This window comes from Adlercreutzia aquisgranensis, from assembly GCF_943193145.1.
In the GTDB taxonomy this organism is placed as follows: Bacteria; Actinomycetota; Coriobacteriia; order Coriobacteriales; family Eggerthellaceae; genus Xiamenia; species Xiamenia aquisgranensis.
Genome location: NZ_CALPDA010000010.1, coordinates 1 through 25,718, shown reverse-complemented (window position 1 = coordinate 25,718; position 25,718 = coordinate 1). Strand labels below are relative to the sequence as shown.

The 25,718-nt window shown below is 63.9% G+C and carries 22 protein-coding genes and 1 other RNA gene; 5 read left to right on the top strand and 18 right to left on the bottom strand.

Annotated features, from left to right (window positions below; genetic code table 11):
- Window positions 1-58: 58 nt before the first annotated feature.
- The 7 genes from NFR41_RS07195 to murI form a co-directional block, all read right to left on the bottom strand.
- Window positions 59-595, bottom strand: coding sequence for an LOG family protein (locus NFR41_RS07195; protein ID WP_160212325.1), 537 nt, complete (start codon window positions 593-595; stop codon window positions 59-61).
- 3 nt (window positions 596-598) lie between these two features.
- Window positions 599-2,233 carry an NYN domain-containing protein gene (locus NFR41_RS07190; RefSeq protein ID WP_251231305.1) on the bottom strand — a complete coding sequence of 545 codons (1,635 nt, stop codon included), beginning with the start codon at window positions 2,231-2,233 and terminating at the stop codon, window positions 599-601.
- Window positions 2,234-2,280: 47 nt separating this feature from the next.
- A complete protein-coding gene (locus NFR41_RS07185) occupies window positions 2,281-2,946 on the bottom strand; it encodes a putative ABC transporter permease (RefSeq protein ID WP_251231304.1) in 666 nt (221 codons plus the stop codon).
- A gap of 151 nt (window positions 2,947-3,097) precedes the next feature.
- Window positions 3,098-4,096 carry a P1 family peptidase gene (locus NFR41_RS07180; protein WP_251231303.1) on the bottom strand — a complete coding sequence of 333 codons (999 nt, stop codon included), beginning with the start codon at window positions 4,094-4,096 and terminating at the stop codon, window positions 3,098-3,100.
- The gene (locus NFR41_RS07175; RefSeq protein ID WP_251231302.1) at window positions 4,093-5,439 is read right to left on the bottom strand and encodes a CCA tRNA nucleotidyltransferase; all 1,347 of its coding nucleotides are present in this window, start codon (window positions 5,437-5,439) and stop codon (window positions 4,093-4,095) included. The genes NFR41_RS07180 and NFR41_RS07175 overlap by 4 nt, the downstream gene beginning before the upstream one ends.
- Before the next feature lie 12 nt (window positions 5,440-5,451).
- On the bottom strand, window positions 5,452-6,060 hold the full coding sequence (rdgB, locus tag NFR41_RS07170; protein ID WP_251231301.1) for an RdgB/HAM1 family non-canonical purine NTP pyrophosphatase: 609 nt from the start codon (window positions 6,058-6,060) through the stop codon (window positions 5,452-5,454).
- A 55-nt stretch (window positions 6,061-6,115) separates the two neighbouring features.
- Window positions 6,116-6,991, bottom strand: coding sequence for a glutamate racemase (gene murI / locus NFR41_RS07165; RefSeq protein WP_251231300.1), 876 nt, complete (start codon window positions 6,989-6,991; stop codon window positions 6,116-6,118).
- 69 nt (window positions 6,992-7,060) lie between these two features.
- Here murI and ybaK point away from each other — a divergent pair, with 69 nt between their 5' ends.
- A complete protein-coding gene (gene ybaK / locus NFR41_RS07160; protein WP_251231299.1) occupies window positions 7,061-7,546 on the top strand; it encodes a Cys-tRNA(Pro) deacylase in 486 nt (161 codons plus the stop codon).
- Window positions 7,547-7,648: 102 nt separating this feature from the next.
- Here ybaK and NFR41_RS07155 read toward each other — a convergent pair whose 3' ends face one another.
- Window positions 7,649-9,937 (bottom strand): L,D-transpeptidase family protein, encoded by a 2,289-nt coding sequence (locus tag NFR41_RS07155; protein ID WP_251231298.1) that lies wholly within the window; start codon window positions 9,935-9,937, stop codon window positions 7,649-7,651.
- Window positions 9,938-10,575: 638 nt separating this feature from the next.
- Window positions 10,576-10,945: a transfer-messenger RNA gene (ssrA, locus tag NFR41_RS07150) on the bottom strand.
- Between the two features lie 423 nt (window positions 10,946-11,368).
- On the opposite strand from ssrA, the gene NFR41_RS07145 reads away from it, so the two are divergent.
- From NFR41_RS07145 to NFR41_RS07130, 4 genes are all read left to right on the top strand, one after another.
- Window positions 11,369-12,511: a M20/M25/M40 family metallo-hydrolase gene (locus tag NFR41_RS07145; RefSeq protein WP_251231297.1), complete on the top strand. Its 1,143-nt coding sequence runs from the start codon at window positions 11,369-11,371 to the stop codon at window positions 12,509-12,511.
- 1 nt (window position 12,512) lies between these two features.
- Window positions 12,513-12,977, top strand: a complete 465-nt coding sequence (gene smpB, locus NFR41_RS07140) for an SsrA-binding protein SmpB (protein ID WP_160212259.1) — start codon at window positions 12,513-12,515, stop codon at window positions 12,975-12,977.
- Between the two features lie 170 nt (window positions 12,978-13,147).
- Window positions 13,148-14,047: a hypothetical protein gene (locus NFR41_RS07135; protein ID WP_251231296.1), complete on the top strand. Its 900-nt coding sequence runs from the start codon at window positions 13,148-13,150 to the stop codon at window positions 14,045-14,047.
- A gap of 5 nt (window positions 14,048-14,052) precedes the next feature.
- The gene (locus NFR41_RS07130; protein ID WP_251231295.1) at window positions 14,053-14,334 is read left to right on the top strand and encodes a hypothetical protein; all 282 of its coding nucleotides are present in this window, start codon (window positions 14,053-14,055) and stop codon (window positions 14,332-14,334) included.
- A gap of 92 nt (window positions 14,335-14,426) precedes the next feature.
- Here the strand turns inward: NFR41_RS07130 and NFR41_RS07125 are convergent, their stop codons facing one another.
- From NFR41_RS07125 to NFR41_RS07085, 9 genes are all read right to left on the bottom strand, one after another.
- Complete coding sequence (locus NFR41_RS07125; RefSeq protein ID WP_251231294.1) at window positions 14,427-14,792, bottom strand: hypothetical protein; 366 nt, start codon at window positions 14,790-14,792, stop codon at window positions 14,427-14,429.
- Window positions 14,793-14,912: 120 nt separating this feature from the next.
- Window positions 14,913-16,991 carry a toll/interleukin-1 receptor domain-containing protein gene (locus NFR41_RS07120; protein ID WP_251231293.1) on the bottom strand — a complete coding sequence of 693 codons (2,079 nt, stop codon included), beginning with the start codon at window positions 16,989-16,991 and terminating at the stop codon, window positions 14,913-14,915.
- 55 nt (window positions 16,992-17,046) lie between these two features.
- Window positions 17,047-17,727, bottom strand: coding sequence for a hypothetical protein (locus tag NFR41_RS07115; RefSeq protein WP_251231292.1), 681 nt, complete (start codon window positions 17,725-17,727; stop codon window positions 17,047-17,049).
- Window positions 17,717-19,153, bottom strand: a complete 1,437-nt coding sequence (locus tag NFR41_RS07110; RefSeq protein ID WP_251231291.1) for an SPFH domain-containing protein — start codon at window positions 19,151-19,153, stop codon at window positions 17,717-17,719. The genes NFR41_RS07115 and NFR41_RS07110 overlap by 11 nt, the downstream gene beginning before the upstream one ends.
- A gap of 248 nt (window positions 19,154-19,401) precedes the next feature.
- On the bottom strand, window positions 19,402-20,652 hold the full coding sequence (locus NFR41_RS07105; RefSeq protein WP_251231290.1) for a hypothetical protein: 1,251 nt from the start codon (window positions 20,650-20,652) through the stop codon (window positions 19,402-19,404).
- 166 nt (window positions 20,653-20,818) lie between these two features.
- Window positions 20,819-21,427: a hypothetical protein gene (locus NFR41_RS07100; RefSeq protein WP_251231289.1), complete on the bottom strand. Its 609-nt coding sequence runs from the start codon at window positions 21,425-21,427 to the stop codon at window positions 20,819-20,821.
- Window positions 21,428-21,671: 244 nt separating this feature from the next.
- Window positions 21,672-22,691, bottom strand: a complete 1,020-nt coding sequence (locus NFR41_RS07095) for an FHA domain-containing protein (protein WP_251231288.1) — start codon at window positions 22,689-22,691, stop codon at window positions 21,672-21,674.
- Window positions 22,688-24,484, bottom strand: a complete 1,797-nt coding sequence (locus tag NFR41_RS07090; RefSeq protein ID WP_251231287.1) for a protein kinase domain-containing protein — start codon at window positions 24,482-24,484, stop codon at window positions 22,688-22,690. Before NFR41_RS07090 ends, NFR41_RS07095 begins: the two co-directional genes overlap by 4 nt.
- A gap of 4 nt (window positions 24,485-24,488) precedes the next feature.
- Entirely contained in the window at window positions 24,489-25,556 is a 1,068-nt protein-coding gene (locus tag NFR41_RS07085) for a hypothetical protein (RefSeq protein ID WP_251231286.1), read from the bottom strand.
- Between the last annotated feature and the right edge of the window lie 162 nt (window positions 25,557-25,718).

The following is a 25,718-nucleotide window of genomic DNA, read 5'->3' as shown; positions in this document are numbered from 1 at the left end:
CGATCCTTTCCCCTTTGCGCCAACGGATTACCTTGTTCCTTGGCGAACCACTGTAGCACTACGAGGAGGTTATCATCCCCACAAGCTCCTCAACGGAAGAGACGAAGCGGTAACGTCCCGCATCTTCGGGCGAAAGGAACCCCTCCTGCTCCATGAGGGCGAGCTGGGCTTTGAGCGGCTCGTAGAAGCCGTCCACGTTCAGCAGGTAGCATGCGTCCTGGCCAAGCCCCAGGCGAACCCTCGAGGCGATCTCGGAAATCTCCTCCAAGGTGCCTACGCCGCCCGGCAGCGCCACGAACACGTCCCCCAGCTCTATCATCTTCGTCTTGCGCTCGGCCATGGTCTGCACCACGAACAGGTTCGTCAGGTCGTGCTGCTCGACGCCGGCGTCGATGAAGAACTGGGGCTCCACGCCGTCCACCTCGGCCCCGGCATCCAGGGCGGCGCGGGAGACAACGCCCATAAGCCCCACGGAGCTGCCGCCGTAGACCAGCCGGTTGCCCGAGAGCCCTATCCACTCCCCCAGCACCCGGGCAGCCTCCCGAAAACGCGGGTTCGCCCCGAAGGACGAGCCACAGTACACGACCACGTTCATAAGCTAGCCCCTGTCGGAAAGCGGCTTGGCCACGAAGCTCTTGTCCTCGCGCTCCACCGCTATGCCCTCGATGGACGCCACGAACTGGCGGAACTGGGTGAACCCCAGATCCCTCACCTTGAAGTCCTTGAACTCGCGGCGCACCTGCTGCCCCAGGCGCTCCAGGATGATGCCCGAATCCCCGGCAGAGCGGACGGCTTCCAGCACGAACTCCGCAGGCGTGACGGTGGGAGCGGGCTTGGGCTTGCGGCCTCGGCGTTTGGGCTGCTCGCTTGGGGACTGCCCGGCTTGCGGCTCCTGAGCCGGCTGCGCCTTCTCGGCCGGCGCGCCCTCGAGCTCGACGGCGGCTTTCGGCTTGCGGCCGCGGCGCTTGGGCTGCTCGGGCTTGCCGACGGCATCCTGCTCGGCAGCCGCCGCAGGCTCCGAGGCCGCGTCCTTCGCCTGGCCGCGCGCCTTGCGAACGGAGCGTCCAGGGCGACGGTCCCGATCATCCTTCTCGACCTCGGGCTGCGCCGTGCCGGAAGCGGACGGCTCGGCGGCGGGGGCGGGCTCGGCCGGAGCTGCGGGCTGCTCCACCGCAATGGGGGCCGCTTTGCCATGGCGACGACGAGGCTGGCGGTGCGCAGTTGCGGGCGCCTCGAAAGCGTCCGGCGCGACCTCGCTCTCCGCAGCCTGGGAAGGCCCCTGGCCGCCCTCGGGCAGCGCCCCCTTCGCAAGCGCGGTCTGGGGAAGCTCGGGCTTGCGGTCGGCGACCGCGTCGAGCAGGGTGCGCGCGCGCTTGCTCTGCGCCGGCTTGGGCAAGCCGCCCTTGACCTCCCCCTTCGGCTGCGAAGCGGGCGCGACCTTGCCGACCTGCGCCTCGTCGGCCTTCGGCTCCACATGGCCCCGCGCCCGCTGCTCCCCCAACTCGGTAAGAACCACGGTCACCGAGCTGCCGTCCTTGGTGATGCGCACGGTCTTGAACACGTCTATCAGCTTCGAGAGCAGGTTAGTGCCGTAGCTGCGCACATCGAAGTCGGGGTAGCGCTTCAGCATGCGGCTTCCAACCTCGCCAAGGCCCGTCGACTTGCCGTTGTTCAGGTTCTCGGTGATGATGTCCACCACCGCCTGCTCCACGTCGTCGATGGTGGGACCTTCGCCGCCGGCCTGCTCCTCCACGGCGCCGTCAGCCTTCATGCGGCCCTTGCGGTTGCTCGGCAGCAGCAGCTCCAGCGTGGTGAAGATGTCGCAGGCCTTGCGGAAGGGCACCGGGGTCTTCTTCTCGCCCATACCAATGACCGTAAGGCCGCTCTCGCGAAGGCGGCTGGCCAGGCGCGTGAAATCGCTGTCGGAGGACACAATGCAGAACCCGTCAACCGAGTCGGTGTACAGGATGTCCATGGCGTCGATGATCATGGCCGAGTCGGTGGCGTTCTTGCCCTGGGTGTAGCTAAACTGTTGGATGGGAGTAATGGAGTTCTCCAGCAGCGTGTCCTTCCATTTCCCATGCAGCGTGTTCGTCCAGTCGCCGAAGATCCGCTTGATGGTAATAGTCCCGTACTTGGACAGCTCGTCCAAAATGGGCTTGATGTACTTCGCCGACACGTTGTCGGCATCGATGAGCAGGGCGAATCGTTTCTCGGACGATTGCTTTTCCATAGGCTGTTCAGCTCCTTGGGAGAATGCGTTTCAAACAATAGATGCCATTATAGCGCCAGCTGGAGGTAGGACGCCGTGCAAAGCAGCGCGAAGACCGCCACGATGACGGCGAACAGCACGTTCGCGGCGCGGGAGCCCCAGTGAGCGCCCACTGCGTCGAACATCCCGCACACAAGCGGATAGATGATCCAGATGTAGAACACCGCCACAAGCCCTATGACCAGGTCGTTGACAAGCCATGCCTGACCGAAGATATTCAACGGCATCTGAGAGTTGTCCCAATACGGGTACACGCCCGTCGCATCCGGCTGGTTCACCAGCCAACCGATGACGAGCTCCATAACCATGGCCAGCAGAGTCGAATAGGCAAACGTCTCCAGCAGGGCGCCCCACACGGTCTTGCGCCGGCGCACCACGGATTCCTTGAAGGGCTCGAGCACCAGCGTCATGACCACCGCGCCGAAGCCGTACACCCAATAGGGATGGTACCACGGGTCGGTCCACACGGCGTAACCGTCCGACACGATGCCGAAGCACCGGTCCATGAACAGGCAATAGGGAATCTCAAGCCAATGCCCCACGATACAGCCTGCGCAGAAGCACACGATGACGGCGCGCCAAAACCCCCAGGACTTCGGCTTGAAGAAGCCGATCTCGTCCAGTTCGTGAAGCCTATGCAGCTTAAGCCTGTTCATCGCGCCCCCGCAGTGCATGCCGCCTTCCTCGCATCCGGCTTCGCGACCCGAAACCGACAAAGCGATTCTACCGTCTTCGTAAATCGCAGGCGGCCAGTGGAAAAAGTTGCACCTTGTTGATGAGCGGACGTTTCCGTTTGGTTGACCGAGGCGCTCCTATATCCGCACGCTAACCAAGGTCGCTTGCGGACTTCAACCCCGCGGCGCCATGCGCATAGAGCACCCCGTTGCGGACGGCCTGCTCCATGGCCGTGGCCGCCATGATGGACACCACGTCCGCATCGGCCTCCACAGGCCCCGAGGCCAATGCGAAGATGGCGTCTCCGTCGCCCTGGGTATGCACCGGGAAGATGGCCCGGGCGAACCCGTCGTGAGCCACCTGGGCCACCTTCTTGCACTGGGTCTTGGTGAGCGCGGCGTTGGTGAGCACGCAGCCGATGGTGGTGTTCGCGTAGGCACCGGCGCTTGCGGCTGCGGTCTGCTGCGCCTGCCAGGCGGCGAAGGCCTGCAGCGGGTCGACCACCGAGCCGTCGTCGCCGAGCGTGCCGGCAATCCAGCCGCCGCGGCCGTCGGTCACGTTGCCTGCGGCGTTCACGGCGACGCACGCCACAACGGCCAGCGCCCCCAGCTTCGCCCCGGCCCAGCCGAAGCCGCCCTTCATGGCCCGGCGCGGGTCGCCCATCTTGCCCACCGTGGCGCCGGTACCTGCCCCCACGCATCCCTGGGCGGGGGCGTCCTTGCGCGCCGCCCCGGCAAACGCCAGCGCATCGCGGGCAGCTTGGGCGCCGGCCGACTTATCCGGCCACCAGGGCTTTCCCATGGGCAGGTCGAACAGGCACGCCGCAGGGACGATGGGCACGCAGGCCCCGGCTATGGGAAAGCCGATGCCGCGCCCGGAAAGCTCCTCGGCCACGCCGCAAGCCGACTCCAGCCCGAAGGCCGAGCCGCCCGAAAGCACCACGGCGTGGACCTTCTGGATCATCTTCTCGGGCTCGAGCAGGTCCGTCTCGCGGGTGGCGGGCCCTCCTCCGCGCACGTCCACCGACCCGGCCGCCCCCTCGGGCGCCACGATCACGGTGCATCCCGAAAGCGCATCGTCGTTGGTGTAGTGCCCGATGCCGAACGCCGGCACGTCGTCGAAGGTTGCCTCTTGGAACAGCGGGTTCATCGCCCCATCTCCTTTCCCTGCGCCCGAACAAGGGCGAGCAGATCGTCGCGCCGGTTCGGCACGCTTCCCTCCATCACCTGGTCGAGCAGCTCGCGCAGCACGGCCCCCACCTGCGGGCCCTGCGCGAGTCCGCAGGCCATAACGTCGTTTCCGTCGATCGCAAGCTGGCCCACGCCCACCGGCTCGCCCGTCGCCCGCACGGCGTCCAGAAGCTCCAGGGCGCGCGTTGCCGCCTCGGCCCGCTGCGCGCCGCCCGCAGCCTGGGCCAGCCCGTCGGCCCGCCGCAGCCCTAGAAGCGCCCGCGCCAAATCGAAGCGCCCCCCTAGGGACCGCACCAGTCTGGCGGCGCCCTTCTCCGTGGTGGGCGTCGCGTCGTCGTGGATCGCGACAAGCCGGCATACGTCGTCGACGAAAGCCCTGGAGAAGCAGAACCGCCCCAGCACCTCCCCGGCCATGGCCTGCCCCAAGCGCCCGTGGCCGTAGAAATGGCCCACGCCCTTCTCGTCGACGAAGAACGCAGCCGGCTTGGCCACGTCGTGCAGAAGCGCCAGCCAGCGGTCGAGCGCGTTGGGCGCCACGCCGTCGACCACGCGCGCCGTATGGGCCAAGACGTCGTAGCAGTGGTGGGGGTTGCGCTGGTCAAGGCCTTCCATGGCCACCAGCTCGGGCAGCACCACGGCCAGCACGTCCCAGGTCTCCAGCAGCGCCTTGCCCGCAGAAGGCGCAGTCAGCAGCCGGTTGAGCTCATCGGTCACGCGCTCAGTCGCCACGTTCAACACCATGGACTTGCACGACCGCATGGCTACCAGCGTCCCGTCCTCCACGGTGAAACCGAGCTGGGCGCAGAAGCGGCAGGCGCGCAGCACCCGCAGCCCGTCCTCGGAGAAGCGCGCAGCCGGATCGCCGACGGCGCGGATCACGCCCAAGAGGACGTCGCGCTGGCCGCCGAAAGGGTCGCGCAGGCCACGTTGGGGATGATAGGCCATGGCGTTGACGGTGAAATCCCTCCGGGCAAGGTCCTCCTCGATGCTTCCCACGAAACGCACCTCGTCCGGACGGCGCCCATCGCTATAGGCCCCGTCGCTGCGGAAGGTGGTCACCTCCACCGGCTCCCTCTGGGCGACGGCCGTGACGGTGCCGTGGGCCGTACCCGTCTCGTGCACGGCAACCCCCCTGCGCCGCAGCGCCTGCGCCGCCTGGGGCCAGAGGGCCGAGGAGGCCACGTCGGCGTCGGAGGCCGGACGCCCCAGCAGCCCGTCGCGCACCGCGCCGCCCACAAGCCACGCCTCGAACCCGGCGTCCTCCAGCGCCTCGATGACAAGCCGGGCGCCCGGCGAGACCACGGAAGGCTCCACTTACGCCCCCAGCAGCTCTCTGAGCTGGCGCAGCGCGTTGCCCCTATGGGACACCGCATGCTTGTCCTGCGCCGGAACCTGCCCGAACGACAGCTTCCCTTCGTAGGCGTCGGGGAAGAACAGCGGGTCGTAGCCGAAGCCGCCTTCGCCCCGCAGCTCGTGCCCGATCCTCCCCTCCACCGTGCCCCGGGCCGTGATTTCGGAGCCGTCCTCGTCGACGAACGCCAAGGTGCACACGAACCGGGCGCTTCGGCGCTCGTCGGGCACGTCCCGAAGCTCGGCGAGCAGCTTGGAGTTGTTCGCCGCATCGTCGCCGTCGGCGCCGGCGTAGCGAGCCGAGTACACCCCCGGCTGCCCGCCGAGAGCATCCACCTCCAGCCCCGAGTCGTCGGCAAGCACCGCAGCCCGCAAGCCGGCCTCGCGCGCCACGGCGAACGCCGAGCGGGCCTTGATGAGCGCGTTGCCCAGGAACGTGTCCGCGTCCTCGGCCGGATCGGAGGCGATGCCCGCTTGTCGAAGGGTCTGGAAGCACCAACCGGGAAAATCAAGCGCCTCGGCGATCTCCTCGACCTTATGGGCGTTGTTGCTGGCGATGATGACGGTCTTCACGAAAATGCCCCTTTCGCTTCGATGCGGCTGACAAGGACGGGCGGCGAACCTGCCGCTAGGAGAAGCTCACGGTGGATGCGCCCTCTATAGGACGCCCGAAGGCCCGACTCCCGAAAGCGGCGAACTCCTCCGCATCGTTTCCCGTGGTGAAAAAGCGGTAGGTGGGCACGGACGAGCTGGGGGCCAGCTGCCCGCGGCGGCGCAGGATCTCGGCCACGTCGGAGGCGGTCTCGCGGGCCGAGGACACCAAGGTGACGCTGCGCCCCATCACGCTTCCGATAAGCGCCTTCAGCAGCGGGTAGTGGGTACAGCCAAGAACCAGCGTGTCCACCTCGCAGCGGCGCAGCGGCTCCAAATACTCGCGGGCTATCTCCTCGAAGGCGGGCCGCACGTACACTTTCGACGCCATGGATGTGTAGTCTTCTATAGGCCCCTCGGCCATACGCACACCCAGCTCGGCAATCTCCACGAACCGGGGGGTGGCCGTAGAGAACACGGTGATCCCGGCGTCCAAGTTGCGGATGGCCTCGGTGTAGATGTTCGATTCGATGGTGGCCTTTGTGGCGATAACGCCCACGCGCCGGTTCCGCGTTGCCTGCACGGCCGCCCGAGCGCCCGGCTGCACCACGCCGATCACCGGCACGGGCAGCGTCTGCTGGGCGTGCACCAGACCGGCAGCGGTGGCGGTGTTGCAGGCGATGACCACCAGCTTCACCCCCTGGTTCACAAGCCATCCGCCGATCTGCTGCACGAAGCTGTCGACCTCGGAAAGCGACCGGGGGCCGTAGGGGCACCGAGCCGAGTCGCCCAAGTAGACAAGCGACTCGTTCGGCAGGGCCCGGGCGATGTCCCTGGCAACCGTAAGCCCGCCGAAGCCCGAATCGAACAGGCCGATGGGCGCCGTTGAGGAGTTGTCTGCGATGCGTTCCATGGTAACCAGTATACCCCAGCGCCGCCTGCGCCCTTGCAAAGTCCCGGGGACTGCCATACCATCTTCGCCATGAGCAAGGAACACGACAGCAAGACCAACGCCATGAGGCTGCTCGACGCAGCGAGCCTACCCTATCGCACGCGCTTCTTCGAAACCGACGGGGCGCTTTCGGGCGTGGAGGTGGCCTCGCTTCTGGGACTTGACCAGGACAGCGTGTTCAAAACCCTCGTCACCCAGGGAAAATCCGGCGAGCACTACGTGTTCATGATCCCCGTGGCCTGCGAGCTGGACCTGAAGAAGGCCGCCCGGGCCTGCGGGGAGAAAGCGGTGGCCATGGTCCGTTCCCGCGAGCTGCTAGGGCTCACAGGCTACGTGCACGGGGGATGCTCGCCGCTGGGAATGAAGAAGCCCTTCTCCACCTTCATCGACGAGACGGCCTCGCTCTACGATCAGGTCACCTTCTCGGGAGGGCGCATCGGCTGCCAGATAACCATGGCGCCCCAGGACCTTGCGGGGCTGGTCGGCATACAGGAGGCCGACCTCACGGTGGTGTGAGGCCGACCTCACGGTGGTGTGAGGCCGGCCTCGCATTCGAAGAAGACCGCGTATCCGCACCGCGTCCATCCGTCGGGGCTTCGGCGAAGCGGTTGACGCATCCTAGTAGTGGCTCACCACAACATCGCTGTACTTGATGAGCCCGTAAAGCTCGCGGGCCTTGTCCTTGGGCAGGTTGACGCACCCGTGGCTTCCGTAGCCCTCCTTGTACATCTCGCCGCCGAAGCCGTCGGTCTGCCAGTCGGCGTCGTGCAGACCGATGCTGATGCCGTCGAAGGGCATCCAGTAGGTGACTTCGGTCTCGTACTCCTTCTCGCCGTTGGAGTCGTAACCGATGAGCTTCGAGGGGCTTTCGGGCTTGTTCAGCCAGAACACGCCGGTAGAAGTGTCGTGCTCGCCGTCGGGGGTGCCGGAGATGCAGTCGGACTCCCACACCAGCTTGCCGTCGTCGTAGAAGCGGACGTGCTGCTCGCCCAGGTCGATGTCCAGGTAGCGCTTGCCCCAGTCCTGCCCGCCGGGGGTCGTGTAGCCGTAGCCCGTGGAGTCGGTGGGGATGGCCAAGGTCTGCTCCACGGCCTCGCCGCCCTTGAGGATATCCTTTACCTGGTTGGCAAGCGTCTCGGTCTCGATCTCCCAGCCGTAGGTGCCCCCCTCCACGGTGAACTGCTTGCCGTCGGGGCGGGTGTAGGTACGGCGCTTGCCGATGGTGTTCAGCTCGTCCGCCATATCCTGGGCCCAGGCATCCACCTCTTCGTCGCGCAGGGTGGGTTTCAAGTCGTCGCCCAAGGTGATCCACTGGGTCAACTCATCGGATCCCAGCTTGGCTACCTCGGCGTCCGACAGCGTGAAGGTCAGCTTGCTGCCTACGATGGCGTTGGCCTCCTGGGCCGCCGTGTTCAAGCGCTCGTCGTCGGAAAAGACGGTGGGCTGCAGCAGGTCGTCCTCGGTAAGGGTCACGCTGGGCTTCAAAAGCGCGATGGCCTCGTCAGCGGCGGCGATGACGGCGTCGGGGTTCAGGGCCTGACCCACCGACTCCTTTGTCACAAGGAAGGCTCCCTTGGCGCTATCGTAAGCCAGATTGGCGTCAACGGGACCTTTGACCGTGTCGTTGAAGGAGATCACCAGGCTGCGGACCGCTTCGGCAAGCCCCGCCTCGTTGGTGGTGGCAACCAAAATGTCGGTCTCGTCGTGGCGCTTCTCCCATTCCTGGATCCAACGCCAGCTGTCCTGGTGCGACAGGGCCGTGTCGACGATGTCCCACGTGTCCACGGAAAGCCCCATGTCCGTGGCGTTCAGCGTGCGGTCGAAGCCCATGCCCGAGATGTTGAGCGTGTAGTTCGACACCGAGTTCGACAACGCCTTCTGCGCGTCGGCGGCGCTCATGAGAGACACGTCCACCTTGCCGATATTGGTGTTGGGAAGGAATCGATCGCTGAAGTACAAGGCAACCCCCGAATAGGCAAGCCCTACCACGCAGAGGATGGACAGCAGCGTGAGCAGCAAGATCTTCGGAACGCTCCGCTTTTTCCTGGTCTTCGAGCGGCCGGTTCCGTGAGCCCCCCACTCCACCGGGCGCACCGGGGACTCGCCGGTCACCTGCATAGGGGCGACAGCGTTGGGCCTGACGGGCGACTGCTGGTAGCGGGGCTGCTGGGCACGCTGGGAACGACGGCCCTCCGCGCCGCGCTCCGGGGGCATCTTGAACGCCTTCGTGACGCCGGGCGCCGGAGCAGCCGAGGCTTGGCTTCGGGGCATGGCCTGGGTCGCATCCGGCGATATGGCGGGCACGGCCCCCATCGCGACCGTGTCGTCGGCAGCGGCCTCGTGCGCCGCGCGAGGGAGAGGCGCGGAAACAGGCGCAGTCTCGGCAGCGCTGGCGGCCTCGGCCTCCTTCCGACGCGACTCGGCGGCCGCGGCCACCTCGACAGCCTTCTGGCGCGCCGAGGCTGTAACCGGCGCGGCATCGTCGGCGCTGGCGCCTTTCGCGGCCTTCGTGGTTTTCCGACGCGACGTAGCGGCAGGCGCAGCCTCGGCGGTGCCGGAGGCTTTCGCGGCCCTCGCCGCCTTCTGACGCGGGGTGGCGGGAGACTGCTCGGGCGCGTCGCTGTCAACGAGGACGCGCTCGGTCGTCCGCTCGGCAGCCTCCGGTGATTTCCGCGCACGCGACGATTTCGCCGCCTTGGTAGACTTGGCGGATTTGGACGCCTTCGAGGAGCCCGAAGCCTTGCCCTTGGAGCCCTTCGGAAGATCCGTCGCCTGGGCAGCCTGGTCAGATGCGGCGACGTCGGCCGCCGGAACAGCGGCAGTATCGGCCGCGGTATCTTTCAGCTGGTCTTCGGCGGCCGCTTGTGCAGCGCGCTCGTCGAGACCGCGAGGGGTGTCTTCGTTCATGCTGTGTTTGCTCGCTCTCGTATCCAACTTGCAAAGCGCATTGTATCATTTCAGCAACAGCTTGGGCACAGCATACGGAGCGAATCGGACCTTGTGCCATCTACGGCGCGATTGCACCAAGATTCCACGAAGCTGTGGGCTTTGCGAGCACGCCCGCGACCAGCTGCAGCGAGCGCCCGCAAGGAGCGCGGGCGGCACGGCAGGCAACGCGCGTGCCACTGTGCGACGGCTCCGTGCGCTGCAGTGCTGGCAGGGCGCAAGAGGCGACACTACGCACATGGCGCAGGGGACGATTCCACATGCCACCATGTTGCGGGCGCCCTCATCTGCGTGTAGGCCGCAGCGTCGTGGGGGACGATTCCACGTACCACCATGTTGCGGGGGCAAGGAAACCTATTGAAAAACGGACTTTTTGGCTGATCTTCTGACCTGGTAGAACAGATAAAACACCAGTTCACAGCGGGTAGTCTTCTCACTTTCCCGTGACCAAATAATCCATTCTTCAATAGATTTGCTTTGCCGGAGAAGGGGAAACGCTTCAGCGGCGGAGGGGAGCGGCTCTTTGCGCAATTCCGCCGCTATGCATAAAAAATCGGCCGCTCACCTGGTGAAACAGGAAAGCGGCCGAACGTTCGTATTGGTGGAGGCGCGGAGAATCGAACTCCGGTCCATACTATGCCCTCCCCGAGGCTCTACAAGCTTATCCGCTGATCGCGTTTAGAGGAAGCGGAGGTTCATCGGCAAACGCCGCTCCCTCGAGCCGGTTCCATCTTAGCTTCGGCCATACCGGCTACGTGCCGAAGCGCATTCCCCTGAGATGACGTCGCGTCCGGGACGGGGAAATACCCGGAGTTGACGGCATGGCGCGATTAAGCAGCCATGGGCAGCGCAGAAGCGCTGTAGGAGTTGTTCTTGCCAATTAAATTGACGGTACCCCTGTTTAACGTGGCGAGGAGACCACGACCTGCTCCCCGGTTCGGACATACCATGTCGAAACCAGTCGCCCCCGAAGGTCGGTCGAGGCAAAAGGGCATGCTCCACCTTGTCAAAGTACAGATTGGTCATTCTAGCGCTCTGCGAAACGATGTCAAGGCGGTAGAACGCCTTGACCACGCTCGGCCAAGCCTTGCGGCGCCTGGGCGCCTCAGCACAGTCGCATTGTCGGGAAGACGGCAAGCCCGGTGCCAGCCACTGCACCACGGCATGCCCGTCCCGGTCCGGCGCAACAACCGCGAAGGAACCGCGCGCCGCCTTCGCAGCCGCGCGCCCCGAGGTGCAACCTCCGGCACGGCGCCCCTCCCCCGCACGTTTCGGAAGAAGCACGGTTTCGACACGCTCCCTCCCGTAATCGACGCCAGGTCTAGTACAATGACCTGACGCGCCCTGCGACGGGCACGGACGCATACGAAAACCAGCCATGGGAGGCATTCCATGAAAAAGCAGCAAGTCAAGTACCTGAAGAGCCTCATCGAAGCGCCGTCGGCCACCGGCTGCGAGCAGTCCGTGGCCTGCGTGGTCCGCGAGCACATGGGGCTGTTCGCCGACGAGGTGACCACCGACACAATGGGCTCGGTCCACGGGCGCCTGCACGGCAACGACACCGCCAACGGCGCGGCACCGACGCTCATGCTGGCCGCCCACATGGACGAGATCGGCCTCATGGTGCGCTACATCTCCGACGACGGCTTTTTGTACGTGTCGGCGGTAGGCGGCGTGGACGCAGCCATCCTGCCCAGCCTGCGGGTGGACGTGCACGCGAGCAACGCCGAGGAACCCCTGCGCGGCATCGTGGCACGCAAGCCCATCCACCTCATCTCCGCCGACGAGCGGAAGAACGTCACGCCCCTGGACCAGCTCGTCGTAGACCTGGGCCTTCCCGGCAAGAAGGTGAAGCAGCTGGTAGCCATCGGCGACACCATCACCTTCGCCGCCGGTTTCGAGCGGCTGGGCAAGAACCTGGCGGTATCGCGCGCCTTCGACGACAAGTGCGGCGTGTGGGTCATCACGCGGGTGCTGGAGCTGCTCGCTGACGACCGCTGCGCGGCAGACGTGGTGGCAGCCGCCACGGTGCAGGAGGAGATCGGCACCCGCGGGGCCATCACCTCAACCTACGCCGTGGCCCCCGACGTGGCCGTGGCCTTCGACGTCACCCATGCCACCGACTACCCCGGCATCGACAAGACCAAGCACGGCGACCTGAAGTGCGGCGGCGGCCCGGTTATCGCCCGCGGTCCCAACATCAACCCCGAGGTGTTCGCGCGCCTGGTGGCGGCGGCCGAGGCGGAGGGCATCCCCTACCAGCTGGAAGCCGAGCCGTCCGTCACCGGCACCGACGCCCGCTCCATCCAGGTGTCGCGCGCCGGCATCCCCTGCGGGCTGGTGAGCGTGGCCCTGCGCTACATGCATACCCCCACCGAGGTCATAAACCTGGACGACCTGGAAGCGGCAGCGCACCTGCTGGCCCGCTTCGCCCGCGACCTAAACGGCGACGCCTGCTTCGTCCCCGGCATGAGGGAGGACTGCCCGGCGACGGAAGACGGCGAAGACGCAGACGAGCGGAAGGCCGGCGTCTAAGATGAAGCGCGACCGCGAGACCATCGCCAAGAACCGCAAGGCTACCCACGAGTACGAGATCCTGGACACCTACGAGGCCGGCATCGAGCTCAAGGGCACCGAGGTGCGCTCCCTGCGCGAGAACCACTGCCAGATGACCGACTGCTTCGCGCTCATCCGCGGCGGCGAGGCGTGGCTGCACAACGTGCACATCGCGCCTTACTCCCACGGCAACATCGCCAACGTGGATCCCGACCGCAAGCGCAAGCTGCTGCTGCACAAGCGTCAGATCCGCCTTATGCACGAGGCGGTGAAGGAGAAGGGCATGGCGCTCGTGCCCCTGGAGATGTATTTCGACGAGAACGGCCGCGTGAAGGTGCGCCTGGCCGTGGCCCGGGGCAAGAAGCTCTACGACAAGCGCGCCGCCCAAGCCGCCAAGGACTCCAAGCGCGAAATCGAGCGGGCGCTGAAGGAACGCAGCCGCTAGGGGCGCCGCCGGGAGCAGTCGGGGCGAAGCGGCGCTGTCCAGGACGTTCCGAAACGATGCGCGCCCAAGAACCGTTCGGGAACGTTTGTGCGTCAATGCGCCGCGCAGCCGCATCCCCGCACACGCTGCGCTAGAATGCAAACCAGATTACCCGAGGTTAGGAGGACGCCATGGCCTTTGACGACGAGCTTGAGGAACTGGAATCCGGCTGCGAGACCGAAGCCGAGCAGATCGACGAGGAAACCGAGATCGAGGACGTGGAGTCGCAGATCGACGACGACTATATGGATCCGAACGCTATGACCTCCGACCTTGAGGAGGCCTACGAGGGCTTCATGGAGAACCGCGGGTCGAAGTCCCAGGGCGATCAGGGCGACGGCGAGGCCATCATGGAGGAGGCCATCCGCGACGAGACCGGCATGTACCTGGGCGAGAACGGCTACCATGTGGTGGACCCCTACGGCGACGACGACAGCGCCGACGATCTGCCCAGCAGCGGCGATATGGACGACTTCGACGCCGACGAGCTAACCGACGAGGCCGAGGAAGTGGACGAGCTGGAGCCAGCCGATGGCGACTACGGATTCGAGCTGGTGGAACTAGACTACGACGAGAACGACGTGGTGCGCTACCTCAAGGACGAGGCCGGCAACGACATCGGCTTCGTGCTGTTGGAGGACGGCAAGGAGGTGGAGTACTTCTACGCCGAAGAGGACGAGGGCGCCGACGAGGCCTACGAGCTGGTGGACATCGAGGTCAACGACGAGGACATCGTCCGCTACATCGTAGACGACGAGGACAACGAGATCGGCTTCGTGCTGGAAGAAGACGGGCGCGAAGTGGAGTACTACTACGCCGAGGAAGACGAAGCGGACGAGAAGCCCAAGAAGAAGAAAAAGGACGACGAGTTCGACCTGGGCATCACCCGCGAAGGCGTTGCCGCCGCCACCCGCGACGCCAACGACATCTACCGCGAGGGCATGGCTGCGGCAGCCGAGTTCAAGGAGGCCTTCGACGACATCAAGAGCGGCCTTGACTTCTCGTTCCTGAAATCCCCGAAGAAGAAATAGCGCCTATGACCACCTACGTCGCCCACTACCAATCCCCCGCCGCCGCCGACGTGCGCGGCAGCGGCACCTTCACCTTCGAGAGCGAGGGAAAGGCTGGGTCGAAGACCAACCTGCGCGACGCGCGCCTGAAGATGCTGGAGCTGTTCGGCCGCGACGCCGTGTCGTGGACCATCGAGCGCGTGGAGAAGAAGAAGGCCAACAACACCATCTCCGACGGCCAGATGACCTTAGACTTCCGCCCCCCGAAAGCCGAGCGCAAGCGCGCCGTGCGCAAGGACTGGTGGTAGGGCCGGCCGAATAGAGAAACGGAACCCTTGCAAGACACAAAAGAGGCCGTCGACGTCAACTCGACACCGACGGCCTCTTTTTGATCGCACCCTTACGCGACGCCGCCCTGCAGCTCTTCATCATCGAAGTTTTCGCACGACCCGCCACGCTGTTCGGCAAGAGATTCCTCGATAGACTCTTGGTAGGCGCGCCTCGCCTCGTCGAGACTCGCGCTTAGGCACTTCTCCATCTCCTGCTGCCTCCAGTTCTCCAGCTTCTCCTGCAACGCGAAGGTGGCGCTGCGCCCTTGAATCTTGGCGGAAACCACCTCGTCGACGATATCCGGGAGCTGCTCCGCCGCTGCCGCCTTGAACTCTTTCATGGAGTTCGTGATTCCGGCTGCAACGCCGCTTTCAGACGTCATCTTCTCCTTGATTGCACCGAACTTCCCGGACAGCTTGTTCTTTGCGTCAAACATGTCTTGTCTTCCTTTCCTCGTTGCTTATCGGCGAAACCGCCAGCCACCCTTTCCACTTGTCGGCGGAGGCTCCCTTCGCACCTGCGCCGACAGATCAGAGCTCGCAAACAAACCCTTCTCTCATTCAGGCTTGGCAGGCAGCGGATACCGCGCGCACACCGCTTCCTTCGCGGCCTGAATATCCGCTTTTTTTTGAGCGTTTGCGGATTCGATGCGCGAGAGAAACGGCTCGCGTATGCTCTCGAGCGTCGCAAGCCCCTCCATTTGCGCCTTCAATGACGCAATCTGCTGGTCTATCAGCTTCTTTTTGGCGAAATCGAACATCCCGATCGAGTTCTTCTCCCGCTGGACCTGAGAAAGCTGCATGCGGATTCGAACCTCTTCCTTGGCCCTGTCCGCCTCCGCCGCGCCCATCTCGCTTTCAAGCTGCGCTATAACGGGATCGTAGCGCGAGCCGATATCCTCGAGAACGGGAAGCAGATCGGCCTCCCTCTGGGCCTTCACCTTGTCGCAAGCTTCGTCGTAAGCTTTCTTCTTCTGGGTCCTCTTGTCCCGCTCATCCTTCACGCCAGGCAGTCCGAACATAAGGCTCTCGCCTTCCTGAACTCGCTCGACCTGCCCTCCCTCAATCAGAACGTCCAGAACGCGCCGGGATTCCGGAGGCAGCTTGGGGCCAGAAAACCCACCGGACAAGAACCCCCATCCCACCAAACGACGCGTGCGCAGCGTCGTCGCAAATCTAAGAAGCACCGAGAACAGCTCGTCCGCTCCGGAAAAGCCCACGTCCTTGGAACGGGGCCTGCAGCGTTGCCCGAAAATCGCGAGCAGCTCCTTCTCCTCGCCAGAAAGGCCAACGAGCGCCGCCTCGAGATCCTTCATTTCCTCCGCCCACCATGACGACACCGCCTGCTCGTCCTTCTGGGCGCCCACCAGCTCTTCGAACGCCTTCCGACATTTGTCCTCGGAAGCTCGTATGGCCTCTTTTATCTCCTCGATATTCGTCGCATTCGCCGCCAGGGCCTGCTCCAAGGAAGCCTTGAGCCCACCGCTGGAGAAGCGAAGGGCTTTCTGGAAATCGCGATCGGAGTCGTAGTCGACGATCCTTGCTTTCAAGCTCTCGAGAGACTCCGCTTCCCATCTGGCAAGAAAGATGCCCAGGTAGGCCGCCGCGTCCTCGGGGTCTGCATCGAGGGCGCGCTCGAAGTAGTCCTCCGCAGCCTTGTAGTCGCGATCCTCCAAGGCCAACTGCCCTCGTTTGACGAACGGCGAGGTATCCTCCCGCCCCTTGCCGACGGATGCAGTTGCGCGCGGATCCTTCCCCACGATCTTCAGGACCCCGGAGACCAAGTCCTGCCGATACCCGAGCTTTCCCATATCTTGCGCTTGCAGGCGAGACAGTTCAGGGGGCATGTCCTGCGGATCAACACCCCGATAGCATGGGATCAGGGTCTTCCGGGCGCCTCTTTCGATGAGTCGGGCGAAGCGCATCCATTCGTTCTTGACCCACACCTCGTCGAAGTACTCTTTCCTGGTACCGAAAACGAGCATAACGCGAGCAGATGACAGCGCCGAGAAGATAATTGGCTCGTACTCGCTTCCCAGCTTGTCCTCGAGCGAGACACGGGAGAAGAACACTTTCAGGCCGGCCTCGGTCAGGTCTTCGTAAACCTCCTGGGCAAGCACACTGTCTTCCGTCCTGCCCCCGGCAACGTCGGTTTCCTTGTAACAGAGGAATACGTCGTAAGTAGAGCCCACGGATACTTCGCCTGCGACCCTCGCTCGAACATCTTCGATGGCCGCAGCCTCGCTTTCGTAGACCCTCCGAGCTATGGCGTCGGCCCGCTGCACCGCCTGCTTGTAGTCCTCGTCTGAGGTAACGCCCTCAAATGATGCCCGATGACAGGTAGGAATCCTTTTCTTCGTAAGGGGATCCTCTACGTACTCGATGCCGTAGCGGCACAGAACCAAACCCCAGTACGCTTCGGGCTCTTCGGGAAATTCCGCGATGATTTCGCCGTAAACCCTCGAAGCATCATCGAACCGGCACTCCTTGCGCAAGGCGTTAGCCCGCTCGAACAACCGGGTCTTCTTTTCTTGGTCTAGCCGCGGAACAGTTTGGCTCGTGCCGCAGTAATCGCACCGGCCAACCGTTTCGTCCGCAGACACCTCAAGAGATCCGCCGCACATCTTGCACTTCAATATCGGCACGCGTCCTCCTCTTCTCGATCAAAGGTATCCCACTTACGTCGCAAAGCTATTTGGACAAACGGCACAAGATGTTGCGCTCTTCGACGTCAGAAGACATCCCTTGCGCCAGCTTGCTCGCCTGCGCCTCATCGCCCCTTGTCACAGCGTCCCTCAGGTCCGCCATGCTTGCCGCCAGCTTCTGCTCTATGGCGGTCGTCGAGTCATGAGAGACGGGGTCGCTGAACCGAAGAGCCTCGGCAAGGCGCTTTATGTCCGATTCCGCCGCCATCCCCGGGCGCTGGGCAAGCAACGCCTCGGCGCCGGCCCGCAGCCTCATGATCGCCGCCGTATCCGCAGCGACTCGCGCGTCCTGCCTCACAACCTCTTCGCGGGCTGTCTCGGTGGCAACGCAGCCCGCCAGCGCAAGGCACAGCACCACCACGTCGAGCACCAGATACACCCAGAGCGGCACCCAGTCGGCGCACACCATCTCGACGCAGCTCGCAACAAATTGGACGCCTAAATATACGATGCCGATTCGGGCTATGGGAAAACCATAGACCCTGCTCTTTGCCGAATCACCCTGCGAAAAGGCGCTTCGCATGAAATAGAGCTGAGCGACAATCGCCAGCAGGCCGAACCCGTAAGCTACCCAGAAGCCCTCGTTGCGGACGAACGGAATCGCGAAGGCTATCAAGCTGAACACAGCCGCAAGGGCTACCACCAAAATAGCAAGCCTAGGCTTCACTTCCGCCACCTCTCTTCTGTCCGCAGTTTCCGCAGTAGTTGCCGGTGTTGCCCCGCTGTCCGCAGGCGCAGTCCCACATGTTCGGCGATGCGGCGGCCGGAGCCCCTTGCCCGGACCATCCTGCGCCGAGCGGACTCATTCCCTGCATCACATTGCCGATTTGGGGGGCCATGGCGCTTGCCATGGCAAGGCCTATTCCCATCCCCATCACGTCGCCGGTTATGCCTCCTCCGCCACCTGATACGCCAGCGGAGCCCATGTTGCCGATACCGGCAGCGTAGGCCTTCTGCACCTCGGCCTGGAGCGTGTCGAGCTCGCTGTATCCCTTTGCGCGCATAACCTCGGCCTCCGCAAGCCCCGTGAGGGTAGCAGCCTTGGCTTCGGCCTCGGCGGCTATGACGGCACGCTCGGCTTCCCTTCTCAAAGTTTCCGTTTCGGTCAGCTGACGCTGAAGCACCGCTTCCCTTCGCGCCGCCTCGATAGCGGCCTGGCTCTGCTCCTCGGCGGTACGATACTGCTGCTCGCTTTGGGCCTGAACGACCTTTACCGCCGCTTCCGCCTGGTAAAGCCTGGTTTGGAGCGTAACGGTATGAAGCTCTCTGATCCGCTGGAAATGAGGGTCCTCTTCGGGCAGGACGATGTTGGTAACGTAGAACTGCGGGATGCTCAGACCGTACTCGTCAAAGCTCGGAGCAATCCTCTCCTGAAGACGGCGGGAGATTACCTCCAGGTAAGCATCTATCTCCAGAATATCGATAGCCTCTTCAACCAGTATTTTCGAAAGGCCGGTCCGTACCTCGTTTGCGATTAGGGGCCGGAACGATTCGGAAAGAGACTGGGCGAAACCGGGGCCGTCGTCCCATGCGATACCCCGCATGGTGCCGACAAGCTTCACGATCAGCTTCCGCGAGTCAGTTACCTGCAGGTTCAAGGAGCCCGAGGCGCCAATCTGCAACGGGACGCCGGTTAGCGGATCGATGAATCGCAGGCGGTCGGGTGTCCCCCACTTGACCGCCATATGAATCGCCTTGTTGATGAAGTACACTTCGGAATGGAACGTGCCCTCGGCGCCCGTCGGAAGCACGTAGGCCTTGTCCAGAAGCGGCAGCTGCTGGGTTTCCAAGGTGTACCGGCCCGGGCCGAACAGATCGAGCGCCCGACCGTCCTTGAAGAAGATTGCTTCCTGGCTCTCGTGGACGATAAGCTGCGAGCCGTAGCGGAAATCCTCGATGGGGGACTTCCATACAAACGCATTGCCGTCGCCTTCGTACTTGATGACGCTCGCAAGATCATCATGCCTTAAGGCCTCCGAGGCCAGACGCTCCTGAACGTCGTTGTCGAACCCGCAAAGCGGGCACGTATAGCGGTCTGACCCTTCGGCAGCGGAAAGCCGAACACCGCATTGGCCGCAGGAGAACGCGGCCATGCGTTTCTTCGTGGTGCTTTCAGCCGGCTTGGTGTGACAGACAGGGCATGCAGCGTCCTTGAGCTTCGCCTGGTCAAGTACGTACGAGCTTCCACAACGAGGACATTCCCTAAAAGCCAGACTGTCCGTTTTCACGTTGATGACGTGGCCGCACGAGCAGGGAACCTTCTTGCTCGCAAAAAGCCCCGAGCTCGCCTTAACCGGCCGCCCACACTTCGGGCACTCTATGACGCAGGAAGACATCGGTCTCACCTCGCAACGCCAAGGAGCCAAAGCACGACGCCCACAACGATCGCCGCAACGGCAACTACGTTGAGAACGAGCTTTATCTTCTTCTGATTTGCTATCTGGCGTTCGGCCGCGCTCTGGCCCGAGGCGCTGCTCGCCGCATGCTCGGAAAGCCACGTCTCGACGGTCCGCTGCTTTTCCTCGTCGGACAGGGCGTCGTTCTCGGCAAGCTCGAGCACCCGCTTCCGCAAGAAGGCGTTATCGCCCGAGAACTGCGCCTGCTCCTTCTTTAGCTTGCTGCTGAGCATACGCGCCAAAACGAACCGAGCGACAAAGTAGATCCCAGCAATGAATATCACCCACGACTGCAGAAAAACCCCGGTCATATGAATCCCAAAATAACCCAAGAGCAAAAGGGGCACAGCCGCAACCAAGAAGACCCCTTGCTTGAAGCAGCCATTCTTGGAGACTTGCTCTTCCAGCAGATCCGAATGCCCCTTGATGGACTCATCGACGGGCAGAGGGCCGAAAAGATAATCTCGCGAGTCCGTTCCGCCGCTGAGGTAGCACTCGTACGTTTCGCCGTCGTAGTGATACACCACATGGTACACGCCAAGGTACTTGTCGACGCGAACGCTCTTTTCCACGCCGAACGTGTCAAGGGAGTAATCCTCGAAACGGTCTCCGGGCACGTCGCGTTGGCCGTAGCGCGCAACATCGGAAGCCGCATCGTCTCTCGCCTGCTTTTCCGCCTGGGCGTCGGACACGGTCGACGGCATGAGCGTGCTGCCGTCGAAGAATCCGTCTTTCACTTCAACGAACTGGCCTTTCTCGAAGTGGTTTACCCAGTCCATATCGGGGACATCCGAGATGGCGACCTGTTCGACAAGCCTCAGCGGCCCGATGTCGCCATAGGTGTCCCACATCCGGTCGATGACCGTCTTTGTCTTCGTGTCCCATACCGTTCGCGACAGAGGCCTTCTGCCCTCGCCCGCAGACTTGTACTCAATCCCATACTTGTCTACATAGACCGTTTCCTCGCGTGCGACCTGATACTCCTCCTCGTGCTCCTTAACGCTGGTGGCAGACCAGCTGCCCACGCATGCCATGTCATACTCGGCAATCGGATAGTACTCGCGAGTAATCTCGCAGGTCGCCTTAAAGGCTACGTCCACCGGAACATGCTCATCGCTCGTCAGCAATCGAATCCACTGCTGCCTAGCTTCCTCCTCGGTCTTCAGAAACGGTGTCGCCAGCTTCTTGTTGCCCATTTTTGCCTCTCCCAGCCTTTCTCGTTTGCTTACCTCGGATTACGCCCGTCCTGTAGGCCAAATCCGCTTTTCCTACCCAATCGCGGCTCCCCGATGTCTGCAGCAATCCGCAGCCACGCCGCCGGCAGCCGAGCCCCCAAGCAAGGGCGCGCCTGAATCGCCAAGCTTACAAGCTCTGCCAGTTTTCGAAGTCGAACCGAATGCGACAACCGCCTGGTGCGCATTCCCCAATTGCCTTCTGAATGCGTTCGTAGAGCTTGGGGTCGTCAAGGCTTGTCCACCTAACGGAGACAAACCCCTTCTCCTTGGGGATGGCCCCCAAAACGATGGAGTCAAGGGGGCAATCCAGCATCGTCTCGTCGATGACCAGGTCGTTGTACTGCCCGTAGGTCGACAGGATGAAGAGGTACTTCATGGTCATGTTGACGAGCTTCTGGATTGCCCCGTAGCTCGGCCTGGCCGGTGAAGGCGTTTCCCGCCAAAGAGCGTCGTCGCCGTAAAGGTCGTCGATAAGCTTCCGGGGATCAACGGAGCTTTCCCGCGACCACTCGTCAAGCAAGCCGTAGAGCTTTACCGCATAGACGTTCAATCCCCTCCCATCCCTTGCGGAGGTGAAGGCTGCTACATACTGGCGACCCGTCGCCACGTCTCGGTAAGCCCTGTATACGGCATCCCAGAGAAGGTTGCTCTTTACGCCCTCGGGCAACCTGTCCTTTCCCGTCACCTTCGGTATAGCCACACGAAGAAGGAACGGTTCGATCTGCTGCTTCTCCATAGCGCCTCTCGTCCACTCGAACCCACCGGAAAGGCGCCGCCCCCTCGCTCTCGGAACGCTCAAAGACACGGGGTCGGCATCCGCGGTCAAAGGTAACGAAAGGGAAACAGGGCTTGTTGCGCAACAAGAAATTATTTCCGAAACTTTTCGACCGATGGCGTATAAAGAAGAAAAACCGCCTGATGAAGACGGTTTTTTGACATCGAACTACACGCTTGCGCACCTCATGTGCAAGCGAAAAGGGCTAGCCCGGAATCCCCTCCACCAGCAGGAACGTGGTCGATTTCGCCAGCTCCAGCTGGTCGCCCGGGAACACTTGGAATGCCGGGGGCTCGGCCTCGGGCGCGGCCTTGTCGGCGGCGGAAGCATCCTTTTCGGCCTTGCGAATCTGCCGGCGCTCCTCGCGCGGCGGCTCCACCACGGTGCGCTCGCCCGTAAGCCCGCTCACCAACACAGTGCCGTTGCGGGACTCGAGCCCTTGGACGAACCAACCGACATCCTCGCGCCACAGGCGCAGGTGTTCACCGGACACGTCGGGTCCCACCTGGGCTGCCGCGCCTTCGTCCAGGGCGAGCGAGCCCACCACCGCCCCTTCCGCGGTAGGGGGCACCCATTGGGCATCGCCCAGCACCATGCCGTCGGCCACGCGCAAAAGCCCCAGCCACCGCTCGGGCAGCAGCTCGTTTGTGCCCCGCGCCAGTAAATCGCCGCCCGTCGCCGGCTCCGGCGTGCGCACCGACCCGCTGTACATATCGTCGATGAACCGCTGGGTCTCGGTAACGCAGCGGCGAACGCTTCCGGAACAGGCCGCCGACACCAGCAAAACGAATGCGGCCTCGGCCCGCTCGCCCATGGAAAGGGAGGCGGCATCCCGAATGCGCTCCATCATGTTGCGGTAAGGGGCTACGTCCTGACCCGTCGCCCTTAAGGCGTCGTCCATGGCACGTCCCTCGTCCCCGCAGGCAAGCCCCAAGATGCATCGGTCGTCAAGCCCCGCATACTGCCGCGATTTCATGCGGCTGACCAGGCGCATGGCCGATACGGCGCAATTGCTGAAATACTGCTCGGACAGCATGGAGACCGGAGCGTGCACGATGTAGCGAGACATCCAGGTTCGGTCCCCTATACGGCTGCGAGGGCTTCGTCCGTCGGCCAAGGGCTTCCCCGACAAAATGATGGAGGCCAGCTCCTTGTTACTCACGTCAGCCTGCCGCCGAACCAGGTCGAACAACACGGATAGCGGCGTGGTGCTCTCTTCGCTCATCGTTTCTCCTCGGTATCAGGTTGCGCGCAATCACCGGCGCAGGCATCGGAAACGTTCTCGACCACCGCTTCAAGCGCAGCGGCATCGCAGGGCTTCTCGCCGGCGAAAGACTCCGGCTCGGCAACCTTGTCGGGCAGCAGGGGCGCATCGCTTTCCCTCGGCAACGCGGGAGCCCTGCGCGAGAACAGGCAGTCGAACAGAACCAGCGAGAAAGTCGAAGCCGCGCACAAGCCGGCAGCTGACGTCAGGGCAAGGCCGGCGGCATGCACCGGCCAAGCGGTACAGGCCGCACCCGCAGCAGCAACGAGGAATCCAGCGACGCACCCCGCCGTTGCGCGCACGGCACCGCGTCCATCGAAGCGCCGCCAGCGACCGGCAAGCCCCAAAACAAGGGGCAGCAGCGCTAAGCCCGCCGCCAGCACTCCGGGAACGGGGCCAGCCCAGACGGGATCCCAGGCCGGAAAGGCCGCGTCCATGCCATTGGCAAGGAGCCCGACCACGACCGAGGCCGCAACGCACAGGGCCGCGCACAGGATGCGAAAGCCCTCGCGAGCAAGGGAGCGAAGCAGGCCCGTTCGCGAAAAGCGCCGCCGTCCCATGCACGGCTCCAACGGCTCGCCCTTAAGCCCCCGCTCGATGTTGTCTGCGTACTGCTGGGCGAAAACCGCGAGCGCCTCCTTTACCTGGGCTGCCGTAGGGCGTTTGTCGGCATCGACCTGAAGGCAGGCCTGCAGCACGTCGTCCAGCTGGGCGTCCACCGCCATAAGCGCCGCCCGCACCTGGTTGGGCGTCGGCCGCTGGTCCAGCCGGGCCGCCGCCCGCCCTACGGCCACCGCCACTTCCGGTTCCCGCTCGAGCACGGCGTCAACATCGGAAGCACCCCCGTGAGCTCCCGTAAGGGGCCGGGGGCGGCGGGCAGTCTTCTCTCGCCTCAACGTCTCTTGGGACCCGCTTCTATCAGAGAAAAGGTCCGACTCGTAAGGAGGACGGCCCTCCACCAGCCGGTAGACCACGCTGGCAGCCGCATAAACGTCCATAGCGGAAACGCATTCCTCGGCAGAACCCTCCGATCGGCCCAAAAGCTCTGGAGGCGCGTAGTCGGGAGTCGCCCCAGGCCGAAGCGAACGACCGTCCTGGCGCTGGTCGCTTCCCGCCAAACCGGCGGATCCGAAGTCGATGACCCTCAGCTCGTAAACGCCGTCGTCGGTCTGCTCCTGGAGGCTGGTACGCGCCGTGCACACCATGACGTTGCGGGGCGATATGTCCCTGTGCACCACAACGCCGTCGACATAGGCCATGCGGTCGATCAGCTCGAAGAGGTCGCGCCCCAGCCTGGCGGCCCACAGCGGCGAGATGCGCCCGTCGTCGTCGACGGCCAGGCGGCGGGCAGCGTGCTCGAGCGTGACGCCCTCCACCCATTCCATGATTACGACGGGCGCTCCGTCCACCTCTCCGCGCCCGAACAGCCGCGGGAACCCGCGCAGACCGCTCAGCTCCTTGTGGATCCGGTACTCTTCGTCGAAAGCTGCCCGTCGAGCTTCGGCGGCGGACGTGTCGCCTCCCGCCGGCTCCACCAACGCCTTGAGGGCGAAACGCTCGCCCGCGGGACCCGTGACTCGGGCCACCTGGCAGATCCCCCCGTTGCGTCGCGTGCTCTCGTCGACCGTCAGCATCATGAAGCGCCGGTCGTAGGCGTCCCTGTCCGCCGCCACCACATACACCGCGGGCTCGAAGTCCCGCACGCGAACCAGCCGCATCCCGGCACGCGTCTCAAGCGCCATCTCTTCCCGCACGCTATCAGCCCCACATACGTACCGAGTACTCTTGGTAGTCGGTCATGCACAGGCTGGGGTTATAGGCATACATATACTGGTAGGGGTCGGCGTCGGGAGGCTGCGAGCACAACTCGTTGTACTTCTGGTCGAGCTCGCCGTAGAAGCAGATGAGTTGGAGGAACGATGAGTAAAAGTAATCATACCTAATCTGATACGGAGCAGGAATCTCCCCGTTCGGGTAACCATGGGACCGCAGCCGAGCGTCAGCTTCTTCCCATGCCGAAGTCATCACGTCCGACATGGGGGCGGGGTCCTCGTAAGGCCAAGTCTGGGTCCTGTGATCGAAGGTGGGACAGAACCGGTAGATCTCTAGGGCATGATCCCCAAGCGCCTGCAGCTTTGCACACTCCTCGTCCAAAATCGCCGGAAACGCGTTATCGATGGCGGCAATCTCCTCGTCGGTCAAGGCCTCGCCATAAAGCCCTATCCGCTTTATGCGGTCCCGTTCGGCTTCGGGATCGACTTCGGGCTCGGGGTCGGAAGCCTCTTCCGGCTCAGGCTCCGAAGATGCACCGCTCGAAGACGGGACTGCAGACGAGGGAGACGACGGGGAAGCAGGAACTGCGGGAGCTCTGCCAGGTGAAGACGACGCATCGGACTCGGCATCGGACTCGGCATCGGCCGCCTCGTCGTCACCGTCGCCACGAGAGTCCCCCTCGCTCTTCCCTTCGGACGAAGCGCTCTCGGCGTCGTCCTTGCCAGCAGCCCCGCTTGCCTGGTCGGGGTTCGCCGAAACCGTCGTCCCGGAAGAATCCCTCTCGTCGCCGAAGGCCTGAACGGCATCGTCGGAATCCGAATCTAGCGCAGCGGGATTCGAGAGCGCCGCCGAATCCTCGTCCTCCGCGGCGGACAGCATCGAGGCGATCAGCGGGCTTTCTGCGCCGAGACCGGGAATAGCCTGCGCAAATGACAGGCCGCACAGCATCACGAGAACCACGGAGAAGGCGAACATCCCCCTCAGCAGGCGAGGAGCCCGGGCGCGAATGAATGCGCGGCCCGTCACCGGCCATGTTCGCAAAGACCCCGCCATGCTATTGCAGTCCTTTCTCTTCCGAAAACCAAAAGGTGCCCAGTATAGCACTCGCCCCCGAAGCGCAGGGCGCTGAATCGCACCCCCCATTACAGTCTGAATCGTAGTTGGTCCGACCGTTTAAGTCCCCTGCCCGGACAGTCGGATTACGATTGACATATG

Excerpts from the sequence above, each read along its gene's own strand:
- NFR41_RS07125 (WP_251231294.1), bottom strand. The coding sequence starts at position 14,792 with ATGTTTGACGCAAAGAACAAGCTGTCCGGGAAGTTCGGTGCAATCAAG.
- smpB (WP_160212259.1), top strand. The coding sequence starts at position 12,513 with ATGAAGCGCGACCGCGAGACCATCGCCAAGAACCGCAAGGCTACCCAC.
- NFR41_RS07085 (WP_251231286.1), bottom strand. The coding sequence starts at position 25,556 with ATGGCGGGGTCTTTGCGAACATGGCCGGTGACGGGCCGCGCATTCATT.
- NFR41_RS07195 (WP_160212325.1), bottom strand. The coding sequence starts at position 595 with ATGAACGTGGTCGTGTACTGTGGCTCGTCCTTCGGGGCGAACCCGCGT.
- NFR41_RS07180 (WP_251231303.1), bottom strand. The coding sequence starts at position 4,096 with ATGAACCCGCTGTTCCAAGAGGCAACCTTCGACGACGTGCCGGCGTTC.
- NFR41_RS07145 (WP_251231297.1), top strand. The coding sequence starts at position 11,369 with ATGAAAAAGCAGCAAGTCAAGTACCTGAAGAGCCTCATCGAAGCGCCG.
- NFR41_RS07105 (WP_251231290.1), bottom strand. The coding sequence starts at position 20,652 with ATGGGCAACAAGAAGCTGGCGACACCGTTTCTGAAGACCGAGGAGGAA.
- NFR41_RS07190 (WP_251231305.1), bottom strand. The coding sequence starts at position 2,233 with ATGGAAAAGCAATCGTCCGAGAAACGATTCGCCCTGCTCATCGATGCC.
- NFR41_RS07155 (WP_251231298.1), bottom strand. The coding sequence starts at position 9,937 with ATGAACGAAGACACCCCTCGCGGTCTCGACGAGCGCGCTGCACAAGCG.
- NFR41_RS07135 (WP_251231296.1), top strand. The coding sequence starts at position 13,148 with ATGGCCTTTGACGACGAGCTTGAGGAACTGGAATCCGGCTGCGAGACC.
- murI (WP_251231300.1), bottom strand. The coding sequence starts at position 6,991 with ATGGAACGCATCGCAGACAACTCCTCAACGGCGCCCATCGGCCTGTTC.
- NFR41_RS07185 (WP_251231304.1), bottom strand. The coding sequence starts at position 2,946 with ATGCACTGCGGGGGCGCGATGAACAGGCTTAAGCTGCATAGGCTTCAC.
- ybaK (WP_251231299.1), top strand. The coding sequence starts at position 7,061 with ATGAGCAAGGAACACGACAGCAAGACCAACGCCATGAGGCTGCTCGAC.
- NFR41_RS07095 (WP_251231288.1), bottom strand. The coding sequence starts at position 22,691 with ATGAGCGAAGAGAGCACCACGCCGCTATCCGTGTTGTTCGACCTGGTT.
- NFR41_RS07100 (WP_251231289.1), bottom strand. The coding sequence starts at position 21,427 with ATGGAGAAGCAGCAGATCGAACCGTTCCTTCTTCGTGTGGCTATACCG.
- NFR41_RS07130 (WP_251231295.1), top strand. The coding sequence starts at position 14,053 with ATGACCACCTACGTCGCCCACTACCAATCCCCCGCCGCCGCCGACGTG.
- NFR41_RS07110 (WP_251231291.1), bottom strand. The coding sequence starts at position 19,153 with ATGGCCGCGTTCTCCTGCGGCCAATGCGGTGTTCGGCTTTCCGCTGCC.